Genomic DNA, 17,032 nt, shown 5'->3' with positions numbered 1-17,032 from the left:
ATACCTGCCGACAGGTTTAATCAAATCATTTACTTATTATATTTATTTCAATTCTTGTTCAATTGCTTCTTGTGCTTCATCCAGCGCTTCCTTCACGTCTTGGCCATCTTCAAAGATAGCATTCAAAGTAACCGTATTGAATACATTGCCGATCGTCGGTGAAGCTTTAACGGATTTGATCGCTTGAATTTCGTCTTTGATTTCATTCAAAGTATCAAATGCATTTGTTTTAAAGTATTGGACGTACTCGTTATCAGGGTTTTTCGTTACTGCATCATCTTTCCATACTTCCATGTTGATTGGGTCGAATCCAAGCGTATTCCAGATTTCAGTAGTAGCTTCTTTCGAAAGCTTAGCAAAAGCTACAAATTCTTTTGCCAACTGAACGTCTTTACCATTCTTAGTAACAACTGTGCCGGTACCGCCTAAGCCAACGGAACGAGGATTACCTTCTTCAAATACAGGCAATGGAGCGATTGCATACTTACCTTTAAGGTCCTTCATTTCGTTTACAAAGCGGGACATGTACCACTCAGGCATCAATGCGCTTGCGTAGTTGCCCTTGTTGTATTCACCTTTTGCTTCTTCTGTGTCGGGTTGCCCGCCAGGGATCGTATGAATAACATTGTTCTTCTGCAGATCGACTAACATTTCATACGCTTTAATCATTTCAGGCGAGTTCACTTTTGGATTACCATTTTCATCTGTAAAATCAGCGTTTTGCTGAGCTAGCAGCAGCGAAGCCTGCCACGTAGCTGATGTATCAGCAGTACCTAAGTACTTGCCAGTCTTTTCATAAACCTTGATACCTGCTTGTTTGTAATCTTCCCAAGTTTTGATTGTCTTGTAATCAACACCTGCTTGTTCGAGAATTTCAGTGTTGTAGAAAGCAAGCGTAGCACCTACGTGATAATCAAAGCCATAAACCTGATCGGCTTTGGAGTAAATCTCGACACGTGAAGGAACAACAACGTCTTTGTATGGTGCAAATACATCATTCAAAGATTCCAGTGGAACGTTGTCACCTTCCATGAATTTAGGGAATTGACCAAGCTCAATATCAGCGATATCGGGAGCACCTTTTCCGCTTGTAACTGCGAGTAAGAGCTTGTTGTGCATATCATCGTAAGGCATAACCGTTACATTCAACTTAATCTGTTTGTCTGGGTTCTGTTGGTTCCATAACCCCAGCATCTTATCCAAATGCTTGCCGTGCAAATCTACGAATGTCCAGAATGACAATTCTGTAGCATTCTCACCAGCATTCGCACCTAACTGCTGTGTTTCCGTATTTGAATCAGAAGGACTACCACATGCCGTAAAAACAAGTGACATAATAAGGACTGTAACGATGGAGATGATAGTACTGCGTTTTTTCATTTGTTCGTCATCCTCTCTTTTTTGTTATGCATTTGAAAAGTCGGCTGACTAGTTAGTTCTGTTAATTTAAGCGGGATCAATCCACCTTGGCACCACCATCCTTAACATATTTCTAACCGTTCAAAGAAAAGACCCCTTCGCAACAATTTTTCAGATTCCATATTGTAAGCGCTTTACATGCCGTATTATAATATAGATGAAATATGCTTTATATAACCAATTGATTATAAAATCATAAAGTTTATGGGGAGATGCAACTTTGTGAAAAAGCTGGCGCTCTACAAACAAATTCGAGAAGATATTTTACAGAAAATTAAATCAGGGCGGCTTCGGCCAACGGACCGCATTCCTTCTGAGCAAGAACTAATGGACGAATTCAGAGTAAGTAAAATAACCGTCAAGAACGCCCTAGCCCTACTAGCTGACGAAGGATTAATTATACGCGTACAAGGCAAAGGCTCATTCGTCTCTTCTAGTCTTGTTGTTGCTAGCATCAATTCTCCACCCTCCCCACACAGCGCGTCATCCATGCCGCTCATCGGCTTCATCATTCCGACGATGAGAACCCGTGTCATTCAGAAGCTCGTTGACTACACGGAACAATTCCTGCAAGAAGCCGGCCTCAGCATGGTACTAAGCATCACGCGCGAGTCCTCCTCTATCGAATCAAACGTCATTCGTACACAAACGGAGCTCGGTGTGAAGGGACTGATCGTTTTTCCGACAGAAGATGAGAAGTACAACGAATCATTACTGCGTCTGTCGCTCGATAAATTCCCGTGCGTGTTCATCGACCGCTATCTGCGCAACATTGAGACGTACACCATTACATCCGACAATTTCGGCGGTGCGTACAAGGCGGTCTCCCATTTGCTATCCAAGAGTCATCAGCAGATTGCGCTCATCTCACCTGAAAATGCCAATACAGCCGTCGAGGATCGCACGCTGGGCTTCGAGCAGGCGTACACAGATCAAGGCATCTCGATTGACAAGAGCCTGTGGTGTCATATCCCTCTCGACATTCTACGCGGCGAGCAAGCATTGGACTATGTAATCGACTTCTTGCAGGACCACACTGGAATTTCGGCAGCCTTCTCCCTGACTGCAGAAACCGCACGCCTTGCATCGGCCGCTATCCGTCGTCTGAACGATCACTCAAATATTGAATTGCTATCTTTCGATAATCCACATCTCTCAGGCGTAGCTTATGTGCAGCAGGATGAACAGGAAATGGCACGAACAGCCGTAAAGCTGTTACGTGAACAGATGGAAGATATTTATTCTCCTAAGAACGCCGTCATTCCCGTGCAACTCATCTTCCCATGACACGACAAACGTTGCAGCCAGGCGATAGATGAACTCTGCATATTGATTGGTTTTACCCGCGATGTTGATCATCCTATCTGTTTTCTTAAGGTTATAAAGGTCTTTTCATTCGAGGCGGATATAAGTGAGAATCATCAAAACACAACAAGATTGAACGCACTTCACCGTGCAAAAGTACTTCCGACGCCACAAAGTACAGTTTGATGACAAAAAATAGATTAGTATAGAAAAAACCACTCTATTTTTAAGGAGTGGTTTCTTTGCACAGAGCTTCTCTCTTGTTGCTAACGTTTCCCTTTAGCTTAACGGTCTAACCCAATTCGGTATATGATGGGCAAAGTATTGCCCAACCTTAGTTAGTTCGTTAATAAACGGGAGTAATTTTTTTATCATCAAGAAGCCAGTTATCTTTGGTAATTCTAGTCTTATTCGTTACAAATCTCACTAAAAAAAGCTGTTTCGTTAAAATCAATCTGATTGCCTTATCGGGCTTAATCTCCATCTGATGGAGTACATGCTTCGAAAATCTAGAGTTTTTGTCGTTTTTACATTCGGTGTCGACCCACCTGAAGGCAATATATAAGGTGCAAACCCCTGATAAAAAGCTCAGCTGCACTTTCCATCAATCAACTGCGCATGGCTTCCTCCCTTTTGCTTCACTAAAGTGCTTGGTAAGGAACTTGTTTTATCCATTTCAAATGTTGATTACAGTTCCAGTGAAAATACCTCCTAGCTTTGAAGTCTATCCATTCACAAAATGGCACTAAAATGACCTGTCACTTAACAAATTACCTGTAAGTTCCACCTTTCTCAGATGACAGAACAAATCCCGTGGTTCCAGTTTTAGTATTCATTTTAAGATATACTTAGAAAGAAGGGGATAACTTCATTATCATTTCATTTTATAGGAGGTTCATTATGAAAAGAATAATATTTTTCGTCCTAATTAGTATGATTGTACTTCCTGGCTGTTCTAAGGTTGAGAAAGAGAAATATCCCAATTACGAGGGTACTGTAGTATTTAAAACAGATGAAAATGACATATACAAATTTCTTGTTCTTCACAATATAAGTAAGGAAGATTTGGAGAATGGAAATCTTGAGGAATTTGTAGAACTAGCACAAAACCAGGAAGCTTCGTATTATTTTGTTGATAAAGAGAATTATGAGTCAATCGAAGTAGGGCAAAGAGTAAAAATCACTGCTGACTATAACCAACAAGAATCCTCGCCACCGATTAGAACGGTTGTAAGTATAGAAAAAATCAATGAATAAGCTACTCACCAACATTCCCCATCCCCAAAGCAGCCAATCACATAGATCGGCTGCTTTCATTGTTTTATTGAGTTAACGTTTTCCAATTACTTAAGGCCTTCATCTCATATATTTACGAATTAGTTGTTGGATCGCTTGTTTTACATCCCCACGAAACAGACCTCCATGATAGCAAATCAACTGGTCAATATCATATTCAAGCAATCGCTTTAAGGAGCGGATTGCCTCTTCCAAATCCATTGTATACTTGGGATTAGCGATAGCAAGCTCGCCATTCTCAATGACAACGGCATCTGCTGCGACTAATGTTTTGCTGACAGATAAATACACGGAAATGTGACCAGGCATATGACCAGGGGTATGGACAATTTCTATCCCACCACACCAAGGAAGCCTCTCCTTATGGGATACAGTCTGATCAACGGTAGCTGGCTCGATTGACTGTAATAAGCTAATAAATTGTTCCGCATATGGCTTTTCTTCATCCGACAATGCGTTGAACGTTGATTCTGCTTGTAGAAGTCGCAATGACTTTTTCTTTCCTTCAATGTACGGTGCCTCGAGCTTATGAGCGATAATTTTGATATGTGGGTATATGCGCTTCAACGTTGCAAGCGAACCAACATGGTCCATATCGTGATGCGTCAGGATCAGTTTAGTAATCGAACTGAGATTCATGTGATGACGGTTAACCGCTTCTTCAAGAAGATGAATAAAATTCGGATAACCACAGTCGATGAGAATCGTATCGTTCTCATCTTCAAGAATAACTGGGGTAATGGTCTGTTTTTGACCATTATGCTCAAACTCGATCTCAATTAGATGAAGACCACTCATACGTATACCTCCTAACTTAAAACAATTCGTATATTATGGCTTTCGTCTGATGCTATAAAATCGCATTCCTGCAGGTACGCCTTTAATTTCAAGAACTCCTTTATAAATAAGTTCTCTTAGCCGGTATTCAAAATAAGCATCTCCGATATATTGCTCACAGTGTCCGATAGCCTCTCCAACAAGACGGGCTGATTTCAAGAAACTCTGATCACCCGTAGGAGGCTTAAGATCGTCTAATTTCTCTAACAGGTACTCATCATAATAATCCGCTGGCACTCCTAGAACACCTTGGTCACTCCAAATACGTAAAATTCCTGACTGTTCCGTGATGTCCTTCCATTCTTTATCCAGACGTGCAATATCAGCAGAGCCTAATCTTTTCTTGTCATCTAACCTACTGATTGCTTCCCCAAGCTTTTCGGAAGGGATCTCTCCTGAGCACCTGTAATGAATGAATGCATCAGGCCGGTTGTAAAGTTCTTCACAGACTGCACAAGCATCATATAACGAGATAGCATTAGGTTTGCTGCGAAGTAAGTGAACCGCATGGCGTAAGCCTATCTGCTCACAAGCATTGCTACTAGTCCAAACGACGATCTCCGCTCCTTCCGGTATCAGATCTAATTTGACTAGAATTTCATTGTATTCATTTTCAAACTCATCATAGTCTTCAAATCCACCGATGATGTTATTGCTAAACCAATTCTTGCGTTCCATACGTCCTACTGCTGAGTTCAGGCCAAGCGGACCAATAGCGTAATTATCCTGTAACGTTATAACCTTATGCGTTTCTTCGAAACCGAGTCCTCTTAAGGCTTGTTTCATGCTGCCCGCAAAGGATTCCCCAATCACGATATGGACATGAGTACAAGTCGGTACTGGAGACCATAAAGCTTTTTTCTCTTGAAGACCCATCAGCTCGTCATATAGTTCAAACAGCTCGTGAGCTACGGTTTCGCTTGTTCTCTCTTGCTGCTTCATCAGTTTGATTTTGGCCAGCATAAATTGAAGATAGGCTTTTAATTCTCCTTCTCCCAAACTATCGGTTGCTCTTTTAATTACTAGGAAATCTTTAAGATTCAAATCAACTTCCCTCCTTTTTGTATGCACGTACATATTCTCACACAAGCGTTCAAATGAGTTCGATCACGCAATTGGATAGATGCACAACATTCTTTCCCTTATATCTAACGCTCAACTTGTTTCCACCTATTATGATTCCTTTGGATTGTCGTCCATGAAGTCGAAATATCCTGGTGCGCCGATTGAGACGGTCGTAAAATAGTAATAACGTTTTTCGAGCGCCTGATTTTCTTCGCTCATTTCCAGAAAACCCGGGTCTTTCAAGATTTCATCATTCATAATGCCTTCTCGCCAGAAGCACAGATCGAGTTCTTGAAACGCAAAGGAATACCCCGTTCTTGGACCATCATCCCCGATCATAGGATACTTTTTCATAAGAGCATGGATCAAATCCTCAGCCTTTGTTGTGAAGACGTCCATGTCTTGTAACAAACAAGGAATGCGAAATTGACTATGATAGTGCGGGTTCAATAGCTGAATGAATTTTACCCTCCCATTGGAATCATATTCGAAATGACTGCGAGTAAACAGCATCTCGATATAACTGGGATTAACGGGTATACCATCATTAGCTCTCCAATAGTCCAGATTTTGAAAGGTCTGCTCCACCTCTTCCCTACTCATCCCTAGCTGAAAAGGACCGATGCCGACATGTGGCTTTATCATAATTTCTTCCACCCTGAAAAACTCCTTTCAATGACAATTTTTTCATAAAATATTTAGGATCCAACCAACTGTTCCGGTAATTAAAACCTTCCGTTAGTTGAAATTAGAATGGATTTTCACCTTTAATAAAAGGGATGAAGACAGCATAAACAGAGCCAACAAGAAAAACCAACAGGAGAGCCCAAACCAGTTAAAATGAAACCAATAACGAAAAATCCTATGATCTCAAAATATATTAAAACTTGCTTTTTCCATATAGACAATCCCTTCCACCCTCATTTTATTGAACTTAGTTGTTTGCTTAGTATTGATATGTAGCCGAGTAAGTTGAGCGTCTCCACTTATGTCTCTATCATAAGCTTTCATCCAGCTAGTTTAATTACCATTCATTAGTTTTACTAACTTCTCTCTGGTTTCTTTTAAACGTCCCTTGGCATTCGTGGTATCGGAGGGTTCCACCCAAGCAAAACCATCAGAATCATAACGAGGAAAGACGTGCATATGATAATGCGACAAATCGTTAAATTTACCGCCATTTTGAATGATTGTTATTCCATCTGGATTGAATTGGGTTTGGATCAATCTTTTAAGCACGATAGATGCCTTCATAATTTCGTTAGCAGTTATATCATCCAAATCATCGAGTTCGTAGTAATGTTGTTTTGGAAGGATGAGAACATGCCCTTCATTTAACGGTGCTATATCCAAAATACAAGTTACGTAATCATTCTCATAAACTGTGTTTGTATCAATCATTTTGTTTGCAAGCTGACATCCTAAGCACATCCTATTCGGCATATCTACTACCTCCACTTCTCATAATAACCATTACTACATCCGTTTTTCCTTACGTACATTGCATCACACAAATTACTCGTTCAAAACATAGATTCGCAAGATCATCTTCATGGATCCAATAATAAATCCTTCCAGAATCTCCCCACATCATCCCTGTCTTTTCTTCTTCCGAGTCTATTTGGAGAAGTAGTCTCCACTTTAGTGCAGAATTCAATACTTTATCTCGAATCTCAGGGTTATTGTTTTCAATCCACTTATACGGTCCATAAGTTAACTCACAACTAACTTGCATATCTCCCTGAATTGGATCCGGATGGCCCATAAGTCGATTAATATACCCTTTTGTACTCCAATTCGGTAAAAATAATTTCCAGTACTTCGCAAAATTCTCGATGTTTCCATTCCAGCCGAGTCCCAGGCTTTCCAGATAAGCTGACTCAGAGGTTGGTACTGAAAATTGGGGTTCAAATAAAATCTGATTCGGCTTCACCTTTTCTAAATCAGTTAAACTTTTAGGCGTGTTTCTTCGTGCTAATTTTTCGAGACCGTCAGAATCGAAGTAGAACACTCGGCATGTGGAAGGATCATTATAAAACCCCATCTCTGCATACATAGGTTTTACAGCATAAAAAAAGGATAGTAGGCCACTCGATGGAAGAGACAACTGTTGTGGGCAATCAGCTAAGTTAATCTGCGAGATAAAAGACATATCATATTCTTTCCATGTTGGCCATTCGAGGTCTTCAGGAAGATCTGGATTACCTCCTACCTTACTTCCTCCTAAAGGAATATCAGAATCGGAAACGGGGCTCAGAAATAGTTGAGCCGTCGGAAAAACCCAGTTGGCAATAGCATTACCATATTCTTTTAGACCCACTTGTTCGAGCTGTCGTATTACTTCCTTTTTGTTCACCATTGAGATGCCTCCTGAACGTACTTTTTATTCGCATGTATAAATCATGTGCTTATTTGTTCTATTACCATTTCTTGATATTAAAAGTGTTGATAATACGCGTTGAAATTGAGTTAAGCCAGCCCTGAGCAGCCGACTAAATGTTTTTACGTTTTACGATATAGACTCAACAGCTTCCGGTAATATTTTCTCGTATTCTTTATGTAACACATAACGTTGAACGCCTATCGAAGCGTTAACTGCTTCCCTTGCATGCTTGATGCCCGTTTCTCGGTGACCAGCTTTAATTTCTATTTCCGCGCGCAGCGCCTTCTGCAGCATGTTCGTCCAAGAACAATAACTTTATTTTTGGGTTCATTAGTTCTCCTTAGTTATAAAGATTAAATTATGGCCTAACTCGCTGTTGCCTAAATTTAATAAAATGAATGCCTGGTGACATGAGAAAGCCCCACTTTCAAGATTTTTAAATTCCATAGCAATCATACTAACCCAACTTTTTACAGTCAATCTAAAAAGGTTGATCTATTACGCTAACCTTCCCGTTAGTTGAATAAAAACAGCTAATCGCATGAAAGAAATTCTGGAACAGCGCAACATTGTAACAGCGCAACTTTGTGGCTGAATCTAGAGTATAAATGTACAACATCTAGCAGAGGGGAGGGATTACAACGGGATGAAATGGAAGAGAGTTTTGCTATGTGTCACGGTTTTTTCCTTGCTTGGCGGGTCATTATTGTTTGCGGATTCCGTAAACCAGAAGATTCGAGTGCTAATTAATGGTAAGGAAGTGGCCGATGGCGGTTATTTAATCAATGGAACGACATATGTACCTCTTAGAGAAGTCGGTGGTATTACTAGATGGGATAGCAACAGCAAGAGAGTCACGGTAAATAAGCCGAATGTACATATTTCTCTGTTCACAGGGAACAACAATGTGTTTGGTAACGTCAAGGTGGGCAAGCTGAAGTTCAACGTGTTCTCTCAAGTGGACAGTCTAACAGCAGGTGTGTCTGCCGTTAAAGTAACCATTACGAATCCAAGTGGTCAAGTGAAAGATATCCAGTCGCAGAAAGTTACAACGCAGAAGGATAACTTCTGGTTCCAAACCGATGACTTTACGTATGACTTCAACCGTGCTGGTAAATACCAAGTCGGATTTCATATTAAAGAAAATGCAAACAGCAACTACGTTCTGGTAGCGGAGAAAATCATTACTGCTCTGAACGATTGATAACAAAAATCACCTAGCTAGGTAAATGGTCTGTTCTTGTATCCCGACATGATCAATGTTTATATGTACATCTAATCGGACAAATCGGTTCTGAAATGCTTATAATTTTGCTTTTTTCCCATTACACCTGTGCTCTCCTAACTAATCGAATCTTAGCATCCCCTTACCGCCAAAATCTTTCCAATCAAAAAGTCGCTACACTGGTCAATAACCCTGTCAAGTAGACAGTAAAAAAGACAAGATTTAAGCTGCGGCCGTTTCCCGGTATTCTACCAGGGAACGGTCGTTTAGTTTTTTCTGAAATCGGTTTTGGTTGTAGAACAGAATGTATTAGCTCACTTGCTGTTCAACCTCTGCTTTGTTTGCTGCCTTATTCAAATAACTTTTCTCCGTCTTCAAATGAGAGAAAAAAGATTCTATACAGGCATTATCTAAGCAATTTCCACGCCTGGAGTTGCTGCCTAGCATGCCGAGTTGTTTCAGTTTACGGTTAAAGGGCTTCGAAGTATATTGAAATCCTTGATCCGAGTGCAGGATCACGCCACTCAGATCCACATGCTGACGGAGTCTATCTAGCGTTTCATGAACCAAAGCGAGGTCATTTCGTTCAGAAAGATGCCATCCTACAATTCGTTATTGTATAAATCCTAAACGACAGAGAAATACACAAAATGTTCTCCAGCACGAATGTAGGTGATGTCTGTGACCAGCTTCGTTCGTGGCGTATCCGCCCGAAACTGGCGCTCAAGCCGATTCTGGTTCACCACAGAGGCTTGTTTTCCAATGAATCGACGTTTCTTTCGAATGACAGAACAGATGCCTAATTGTTTCATTAATCGGTACACTTTCTTGTGGTTGACTCCATGGCTTTCCCGCCGTAGAGCTACTGTCATTCGAAGATAACCAAAGTAGGGATGCACGCGATGGATGGCAAGCCAATGGGATTCTAATTCATGTTCCTTGTGTCTACGCTCTTTTTCCGCTGCAATACTCTTTCTCCGCTTGTAATAACCCGAGCGGGAAACCGCAGCTAACTTCAAGAGCAAATCCAGACCATGGCGTCCCCGTTTGGATGTAGCAGGCTCTAGACTCATTCCTTGTTTCGCTTTTGCTGCCTACACTTGTGTTCCTGAGATTTATTTTGAATATCTAAGCGTGTGGCTACTTCACGTATACTCATATGTTCTTCGTTGACCAGCCGGACTGCCTCCAATTTCAATTGCAAGGAGTACCGCCGGACTGTTTGACCTTTTTTAGGCATGAAAAAATCCCCTTCGTTTGCATGATTAAGTTCATCTTAACAGATGTCTTTTTTCTCATGTCTACTAAACGGGGATAGTACCAATATAGCGACTTCAATGGGACCATATTCTTGTCCCTCGACAATTTTCCTTGAAATAAAAAATTATCGAATTTCGATCTTCCATCCTTTTAAATGTTCTGCTCCATAGATAAGGGCGTAGTTTTCAATTAATTGTTGTATTGCTGTTATCTGTTCTGACATACCTTTGCTATCTGCTCTCACAATAAACACAGGATCAATATTGTTCTCATTAAACTGATTGATAAACCACGTTAGTGATTGAATATCCTTGTTTAAGGAGAAATTGAAAGGTTCTTCGAATCCAAAAACTTGGTACGGGCTTAGGTCATGAACCCGAAGAATCCGATTAAGATTGTTATCTAAATTGCATTGGATTAAGTCAGTAGTTTCAATCATATATACAGAATTTGATCTCGGGTCGTAATTCCCAAATAGATCAAGGTTAATCCACTTATTTAGTTCATTGCTTATTAATTCTTGACTTTGAAATAACCCTTCGTACCTTCGAAGAACGAATACTGGATCAATGATCTCTCTACAGTGCTCTATCATATCTTGCTTTCTTTTATTTGCATAACGAAATTCTTTGGGTCCCTCTGGGAAAATCGTATTAAACTTTTGATAAAAGTATCTTGGAGAAGAAAAGCCACTATCGATTGAGATCTCAACAAGACTTAGATTTGTCGTTAATAATCGTTTTATCGCGTGCTCGATTCGTAAGTAATGGAGTAAATTTTGCAGTGTATCTCCTATTAACAACTTAAATTGTGACGATAAATAATCTAAATTTAAATACTCATCTGTCATTTTGGCAATTTCATTCAGAGAAGCCTTGCTAGTGTACCCTTCGTTATTAAATAAATAATCATAGATTTTCCATATGCGTTGTAGCTTGATTGGGTTGCCTTCGAACATTCTTTTGACATCGAAATTCGTAATAAGCAGATCTAACAATGATTCCATAATGCTCATTAAAGTTAAAAAGCTTAGCTCACTCTGCTTGATTACAACTGGAGTTATTAGCGTGCATATGTCTTCCGTTATGGCTTTGATTCGTTCTAACCCTAGGTATGTCCCAGGGCCAAATTCGTGCGCGAACCAGACTTTGGACAAATCTGAGCAGTGATCCTTAGCAAATTCAGCATCGATATTGATAAGTAACACCAAATGATCTTCATGTGTATATGACAGACGATGAACTTGATTGATATTGAAGATTTCTATCCCACCAGTGCATAATGTTCTATTCTCGTCTGCGATGGCTACTTGAATGCTACCTTCTAGTACTATTACCACTTCAATGGAGTTGCTCCAGCGAAACGGTTCATCTTTGATTCTTAGAAATTCCACTTTTAAGGGAGAACTTTGGTTCTGATTACTGCTCACCTTAATTCCCTCCTTTCAACTCAACAATAATAATTAAGCCACAGACATTATCTAAGAAATGTACCTTAACCTCTAAGAAATGTGAATTGTTCACTTGGCTTCATTCTAGGAAAATGAGTTATAGAACTGCAATGAAATTTAGAATAAAGGTTAGGGGAGATCACCGTGGACCAAATTGAAATCACATCGGAGCTTAATCTACAGCAACAAGAACAGGTGGCTAATTTATTTTACGAAGCTTTTCCATTGAAAGTAAAATACCTTTGGTTTTTTACCAAAACGAGAGAGCAAGCCGTTGAGCTACTATCTCAATCTATTCAATTTGAACAAGGCATCTACGCAATACGAAATGAAGAAGTGATTGGCTTTCTCGGATACAATATAGGCAAAAAAGCCTTTGCACCTGCGAAATATAAGGCGTTTCAGAAGGTTTATCCTCCATTCGCAGCGATGTGGCGATATTTCTTTTATACCATGTATTTAAGGTTCCATATGTACAACGAGGATATATTACAGATTGACCCTATTGCAGTATCTGAAAAAGCACGTGGAACTGGAATAGGTAAACTGTTATTACATGAGGTAGAGCAGCTCGCAAAAACGATGCAAATTACTAAAATAAATCTTGAAGTTGTTGATACGAATCCATCAGCACAGAAATTATATGAGCGTTTCGGTTATATTATCAAAAAAGAATTTACATCTGGCTTATTTACTGTAAAAGCTGGCTTCAAAAAAGTAATATTCATGCAAAAATGTGTGGAGCTCACCCGTTCCACCTAATCAGAATAAGTTATCCTGTTCTCTTGTTCTTGTCTAAGCACTCTTACTGCAGGAATTTCCTGCTATGCATCTTTCGTCTATCAACTAGCCGTTTCTTCCGCTTCCTGATAGCCTATCTGATGTTGTCCAGACGTATGCGGTTGATCGCACGGAATATCCTTTACCTCATACCGATTGCTTTGATTGGAATGTTCTACATCAGGTATCTTTCTTTATAGGATTACAGACCTTGATACAACGACGCTACACTCATATTATCGCTTTCTCCTATCTTTACGGCGATCCTAGCGCTAGCGCGAACCTTTTTAAAAATCATTCACTCTACGCATGGTGATAGGATCAATGGTTGCACTTACTGGTGTATTTTTCGTAGTTAGTCAAGGTAAACTCATCCTTTCACACAAGTCGGTGGTCCCATCCTTATTGTAGGGGGCGTAATTCTCTCTACTTTAAAGAAGATACCAACATACAATTCATATAACAAAGTATTAACACTGATTATAAAGAAGAAATGATTCAATTTGATGATTTGTGTCCAGCCAGATTATAGACATGCCTACGGACACCTAACCACAAGGAAAATAAAAGCAACCGACTCGTTGGGTCGGATGCTTTCTTCATTCTTCTAAAAACGATAGTCTCCTGATATTCTGAATTAGATCCTTTCATTATGCTGATCATTATGATAAGCATTTTCATCATAATAATGTTCAAACTTTTTTTCCATTTTACTAGCGATCAAGTGGGTTCGGCGGGAATGGACAAGGGCTCTAATGACAAAAAACAGAGCTATCAATACGACAATAGAATAAATAATATACATAGACACACTCCTCTCTAGAAGGTAGATGTTCTTCTTTTACCATTCAACCTGATCAAAACGCATGTCTTTATAATAGAACTCTCGATCCTGATCGTTAATTTCACGAAGAACTCTGCACGGATTGCCCACAGCGATTACGTTTGTAGGGACATCCTTCGTTACAACGCTACCCGCACCAATGACACTTCCTTTGCCAATCGTGACTCCTGGTAGAATAATTGCGCCGGTCCCAATCCACGCCCCATCTTCAATGACGACGGGTAATGCAAACATCCCGCCTTCTTTGCGCTTATCAGGGTGTACCGGATGACTCGTTACAGCAATCGTTACATTTGGGCCAAACATCACATCATTCCCAATTGTGACTTTGTAATCATCAACCACGGTTAGATTGAAATTGATATATACATTATTGCCTACGGTGGTATTTGAGCCGTATGCCATGCGGAGTGGCGGCTCCATCCATACATTCTCGCCTATGCTACCAAATAGCTGTTTCATTAATCTCTTGCGCATTTCAACATCATCTGGATGCAAATTATTAATTTCATAACATAGTGCCTTACCTCGCTGGCGTGCTTTGGCTAGCTCTGCAGCCTCTTTCGGGTAATTGGCATCATCATCTGTAAATAGTTGTTTGCTTGCCATACGTTCTTGAATATTCATACCATCTTCTCCTTTATGAAAAGCTAATATTTATAAGAGTACATTACATAATCCTTAGTGATTATCAGGTTTATGTAAAGTTTCTAGTTAAGTTGTTCAGCCACTTAAACTGACGATAGCGGATGAAAGCAATAGGCAATTTAATCAATTCATCTAAGCTGATAACGACATATAAGAAAATGGGGGACACTTGCCAAACAAAAGCACACAGATAACTAAGGGGTATAATAATAAACCACATGACAACCGTGTCGCACCATAATCCAAACTTCGAATCCCCACCAGCCGGGAATATACCCGCTATAGTTGTGGAGTTAAACGATTTTGCAATGCAGTAATACGCACTAATGTATAACATCCCTTCCAGATAACCTTGAGCAGCGGGATTCAAATTAACGATGGTGTAGACCAAAGGTTTAATGAGTAGAATTGTACAACCGGCAATGACTCCAAAAATTAATGCATAATAACACATGTTGTTACCCGCATACCTTGCTTTCTCCATTTCACCCTGTCCCAGATACTTTCCAACCAGCACAGATCCGCCGGTAGCTATACCTCCACAGAGAACAACCGCCAAGTTTTTAACGACAGATGCAATGGAATTCGCTGCTACCATATCGGAGTTCACATGACCTATAATGGCAGCCGTAGCGGTAAGTGCTCCTCCCCATACGATATAATTCCCCTGTACAGGTAGCGTATATGTCAAAAAATCCTTTAATAGATTACGCTGAATACGGTCACGAACCGGTAAACAAAAGCGAATAGATCCTTTTGTTAAGGAATGAATCACACAACATGCTAGTTCAATTATACGTGCCAATACCGTGGCAAGAGCTACTGCCGTAATCGCAAGTTCCGGATGGGATGAGAATAATACAAAAATGCAAATGGCATTAAATATAATGTTTAAGACCAAACATAAAGAACTAATCCACGCAGTGAGTTTTGCATTTTCCATACTTCGAATCACACTGAGATACATCTGCGATAATCCCATCACAAGGTAAGAAAAGGAATTAAACTGTAAAAACCTTGATCCATATTGAATCAATTCAGGATCATTGGTGAATAAGTTCATCAGTGCGTCGGGAATCAACAAAGAAGACAAGAAAAACAGAATCGATATACCTAAGGAGAACACGCAGGCAATACTAAGAATGCGCTGTATGGTGGGTGTATCCTTCTTCCCCCAATACTGAGCTGTGAGGATACTCGCCCCCCCTGACAATCCCATGTAAAACAATGTTAATGTAAACGTGATTTGTCCTGCGAGTGATACGGCTGCCATTGCAGATTGACTTATCATACCTAGCATAATTACATCAACAGATATCACCGTTGCGGATATTAGGTTTTGTAATGCAATGGGGATCACAAGCGATATTAACTCTCGATTAAAGTCTCGTTTGCCGAAACCCTGAAGTTGCATGCGTTTTCTCACCTATATCGTTCCTCTCTGTTGTTTTACATAATATAAGAATATGACACAATGATTGTTGTTTCCATCAATATTGGCTATACTTTTATCAATATCGTACACATTTGTGTGAGGAAGGGATTCTCAATGACAGACTTAGAGGTGTTCTCTGATTTATCAGAACGGTTGAATTATAATCTTCCTGATTTACCGCTTTATGTCCGCAAGGGAAGCCTTCATCAATTTAACAATTATGCAGCAGTTGCTCATTGGCACGTGGATCTGGAGTTTATATATGTAATAAAAGGATCGATGGATTTCTCTGTGAATGGAAGTATCACTCGATTGCATCAAGGCGATGGACTTTTTGTTAATAGCCAACGCTTGCACTATGGTTACGCCATTGCGGATCATGACGATTGTTCGTTCCTTGTGGTCGTTATTCATCCCTCTATCCTTGGTGAGAAGGCTTCTTATATCCAAACGTACTGGGAGGAGAAGTTCAGTTCCAAGATGGCAGATTTTGTTGTGCTCACGAATCAGGAGGACTGGCAACAAGATATATTACTGTCCATTCAGGAACTCTATCGGGAAATGCACACGGAGCATAGACACCCCAACCCACTTCGTTTGGTAGCCCAAGCGTTATCGTTGTGTGCTACAATTGGCGATCAGTTAAAGCCCGTTTCCGGTCAACCTGGCGTACTAACGCATGTTCAGGAAATGACTCATTTCATTCACCAGAACTATGATCAGAAGATAACGCTTGAAGAGATCGCATCCGCCGGAGCTGTTTGCAGAAGCCGTTGTTGCCAATTGTTTAACAAATATGTGGGTCAATCGCCGAGCAACTATGTCACCCAATATCGACTTCAGAAAAGCTGCGAAATGTTAAAAGAAACACGGAGATCCATAAGTGAAATTGCACTTGCCTGTGGTTTTCAAAGCTCTAGTTATTTCTCATCCATTTTTCGAAAACAGATGGGCGTAGTTCCGCAGCAATATCGCAAACAAGTGACGAACAACGACTCCAAGTAATGTTTCTTATTTAATCAGGACAACCCGTCCACCGGGCGGTTTGGGTAACCCCCTGTTGCCAAACTGCGCCTAAAGACGCT

Annotated in this window: 15 protein-coding genes and 2 pseudogenes; 5 read left to right on the top strand and 12 right to left on the bottom strand. The window is 40.3% G+C overall.

Annotation, left to right across the window (positions count from 1 at the left end; all coding sequences use genetic code 11):
* Positions 1-42: 42 nt before the first annotated feature.
* Positions 43-1,380: an ABC transporter substrate-binding protein gene (locus CHI14_RS03105; protein ID WP_095286957.1), complete on the bottom strand. Its 1,338-nt coding sequence runs from the start codon at positions 1,378-1,380 to the stop codon at positions 43-45.
* Between the two features lie 243 nt (positions 1,381-1,623).
* Here CHI14_RS03105 and CHI14_RS03100 point away from each other — a divergent pair, with 243 nt between their 5' ends.
* Complete coding sequence (locus CHI14_RS03100) at positions 1,624-2,706, top strand: GntR family transcriptional regulator (protein ID WP_283163788.1); 1,083 nt, start codon at positions 1,624-1,626, stop codon at positions 2,704-2,706.
* Between the two features lie 918 nt (positions 2,707-3,624).
* The gene (locus tag CHI14_RS03090) at positions 3,625-3,981 is read left to right on the top strand and encodes a DUF3221 domain-containing protein (protein ID WP_095286954.1); all 357 of its coding nucleotides are present in this window, start codon (positions 3,625-3,627) and stop codon (positions 3,979-3,981) included.
* Between the two features lie 99 nt (positions 3,982-4,080).
* Here the strand turns inward: CHI14_RS03090 and CHI14_RS03085 are convergent, their stop codons facing one another.
* The 6 genes from CHI14_RS03085 to CHI14_RS29855 form a co-directional block, all read right to left on the bottom strand.
* Positions 4,081-4,818: an MBL fold metallo-hydrolase gene (locus CHI14_RS03085; RefSeq protein WP_095286953.1), complete on the bottom strand. Its 738-nt coding sequence runs from the start codon at positions 4,816-4,818 to the stop codon at positions 4,081-4,083.
* Positions 4,819-4,851: 33 nt separating this feature from the next.
* On the bottom strand, positions 4,852-5,901 hold the full coding sequence (locus CHI14_RS03080; RefSeq protein WP_249280986.1) for a DUF1835 domain-containing protein: 1,050 nt from the start codon (positions 5,899-5,901) through the stop codon (positions 4,852-4,854).
* A gap of 129 nt (positions 5,902-6,030) precedes the next feature.
* Entirely contained in the window at positions 6,031-6,579 is a 549-nt protein-coding gene (locus tag CHI14_RS30275; RefSeq protein WP_212676972.1) for a hypothetical protein, read from the bottom strand.
* Between the two features lie 363 nt (positions 6,580-6,942).
* Positions 6,943-7,353: an HIT family protein gene (locus tag CHI14_RS03070; RefSeq protein ID WP_349290349.1), complete on the bottom strand. Its 411-nt coding sequence runs from the start codon at positions 7,351-7,353 to the stop codon at positions 6,943-6,945.
* 61 nt (positions 7,354-7,414) lie between these two features.
* Positions 7,415-8,281, bottom strand: coding sequence for a YwqG family protein (locus tag CHI14_RS03065; RefSeq protein ID WP_249280984.1), 867 nt, complete (start codon positions 8,279-8,281; stop codon positions 7,415-7,417).
* A 150-nt stretch (positions 8,282-8,431) separates the two neighbouring features.
* Positions 8,432-8,599, bottom strand: coding sequence for a hypothetical protein (locus tag CHI14_RS29855; protein ID WP_170948000.1), 168 nt, complete (start codon positions 8,597-8,599; stop codon positions 8,432-8,434).
* A 352-nt stretch (positions 8,600-8,951) separates the two neighbouring features.
* Here CHI14_RS29855 and CHI14_RS03060 point away from each other — a divergent pair, with 352 nt between their 5' ends.
* A complete protein-coding gene (locus CHI14_RS03060) occupies positions 8,952-9,509 on the top strand; it encodes a stalk domain-containing protein (protein WP_095286951.1) in 558 nt (185 codons plus the stop codon).
* Between the two features lie 243 nt (positions 9,510-9,752).
* Here CHI14_RS03060 and CHI14_RS03055 read toward each other — a convergent pair.
* Both CHI14_RS03055 and CHI14_RS03050 read right to left on the bottom strand, forming a co-directional pair.
* Positions 9,753-10,770: pseudogene (locus tag CHI14_RS03055) on the bottom strand (IS3 family transposase).
* Between the two features lie 144 nt (positions 10,771-10,914).
* Positions 10,915-12,219 carry a helix-turn-helix transcriptional regulator gene (locus CHI14_RS03050; protein ID WP_095286950.1) on the bottom strand — a complete coding sequence of 435 codons (1,305 nt, stop codon included), beginning with the start codon at positions 12,217-12,219 and terminating at the stop codon, positions 10,915-10,917.
* A gap of 165 nt (positions 12,220-12,384) precedes the next feature.
* Here CHI14_RS03050 and CHI14_RS03045 point away from each other — a divergent pair, with 165 nt between their 5' ends.
* Positions 12,385-13,002, top strand: a complete 618-nt coding sequence (locus CHI14_RS03045; RefSeq protein ID WP_170947999.1) for a GNAT family N-acetyltransferase — start codon at positions 12,385-12,387, stop codon at positions 13,000-13,002.
* 859 nt (positions 13,003-13,861) lie between these two features.
* On the opposite strand, the gene CHI14_RS30800 is transcribed toward CHI14_RS03045, so the two are convergent.
* The 3 genes and pseudogenes from CHI14_RS30800 to CHI14_RS03035 form a co-directional block, all read right to left on the bottom strand.
* The gene (locus CHI14_RS30800) at positions 13,862-14,041 is read right to left on the bottom strand and encodes a hypothetical protein (protein WP_481856384.1); all 180 of its coding nucleotides are present in this window, start codon (positions 14,039-14,041) and stop codon (positions 13,862-13,864) included.
* Between the two features lie 270 nt (positions 14,042-14,311).
* Positions 14,312-14,473: pseudogene (locus CHI14_RS30795) on the bottom strand (maltose acetyltransferase domain-containing protein); the annotation flags it as partial.
* Positions 14,474-14,561: 88 nt separating this feature from the next.
* Positions 14,562-15,938 carry an MATE family efflux transporter gene (locus tag CHI14_RS03035; protein ID WP_249280983.1) on the bottom strand — a complete coding sequence of 459 codons (1,377 nt, stop codon included), beginning with the start codon at positions 15,936-15,938 and terminating at the stop codon, positions 14,562-14,564.
* A gap of 123 nt (positions 15,939-16,061) precedes the next feature.
* Between CHI14_RS03035 and CHI14_RS03030 the strand changes: the two genes are divergently transcribed.
* A complete protein-coding gene (locus CHI14_RS03030; RefSeq protein WP_095286946.1) occupies positions 16,062-16,952 on the top strand; it encodes an AraC family transcriptional regulator in 891 nt (296 codons plus the stop codon).
* The last annotated feature ends 80 nt before the right edge of the window (positions 16,953-17,032 follow it).

The organism is Paenibacillus sp. 7516 (assembly GCF_002272715.1).
Classification (GTDB): Bacteria; Bacillota; Bacilli; order Paenibacillales; family Paenibacillaceae; genus Paenibacillus; species Paenibacillus illinoisensis_A.
This window is presented reverse-complemented; position numbering and strand designations above follow the sequence as displayed.

Coding starts and splice junctions, on each gene's coding strand:
- CHI14_RS29855 (WP_170948000.1), bottom strand. CDS start 8,599: ATGCTGCAGAAGGCGCTGCGCGCGGAAATAGAAATTAAAGCTGGTCAC.
- CHI14_RS03090 (WP_095286954.1), top strand. CDS start 3,625: ATGAAAAGAATAATATTTTTCGTCCTAATTAGTATGATTGTACTTCCT.
- CHI14_RS03065 (WP_249280984.1), bottom strand. CDS start 8,281: ATGGTGAACAAAAAGGAAGTAATACGACAGCTCGAACAAGTGGGTCTA.
- CHI14_RS03030 (WP_095286946.1), top strand. CDS start 16,062: ATGACAGACTTAGAGGTGTTCTCTGATTTATCAGAACGGTTGAATTAT.
- CHI14_RS03085 (WP_095286953.1), bottom strand. CDS start 4,818: ATGAGTGGTCTTCATCTAATTGAGATCGAGTTTGAGCATAATGGTCAA.
- CHI14_RS03060 (WP_095286951.1), top strand. CDS start 8,952: ATGAAATGGAAGAGAGTTTTGCTATGTGTCACGGTTTTTTCCTTGCTT.
- CHI14_RS03100 (WP_283163788.1), top strand. CDS start 1,624: ATGGGGAGATGCAACTTTGTGAAAAAGCTGGCGCTCTACAAACAAATT.
- CHI14_RS03070 (WP_349290349.1), bottom strand. CDS start 7,353: ATGTGCTTAGGATGTCAGCTTGCAAACAAAATGATTGATACAAACACA.
- CHI14_RS03105 (WP_095286957.1), bottom strand. CDS start 1,380: ATGAAAAAACGCAGTACTATCATCTCCATCGTTACAGTCCTTATTATG.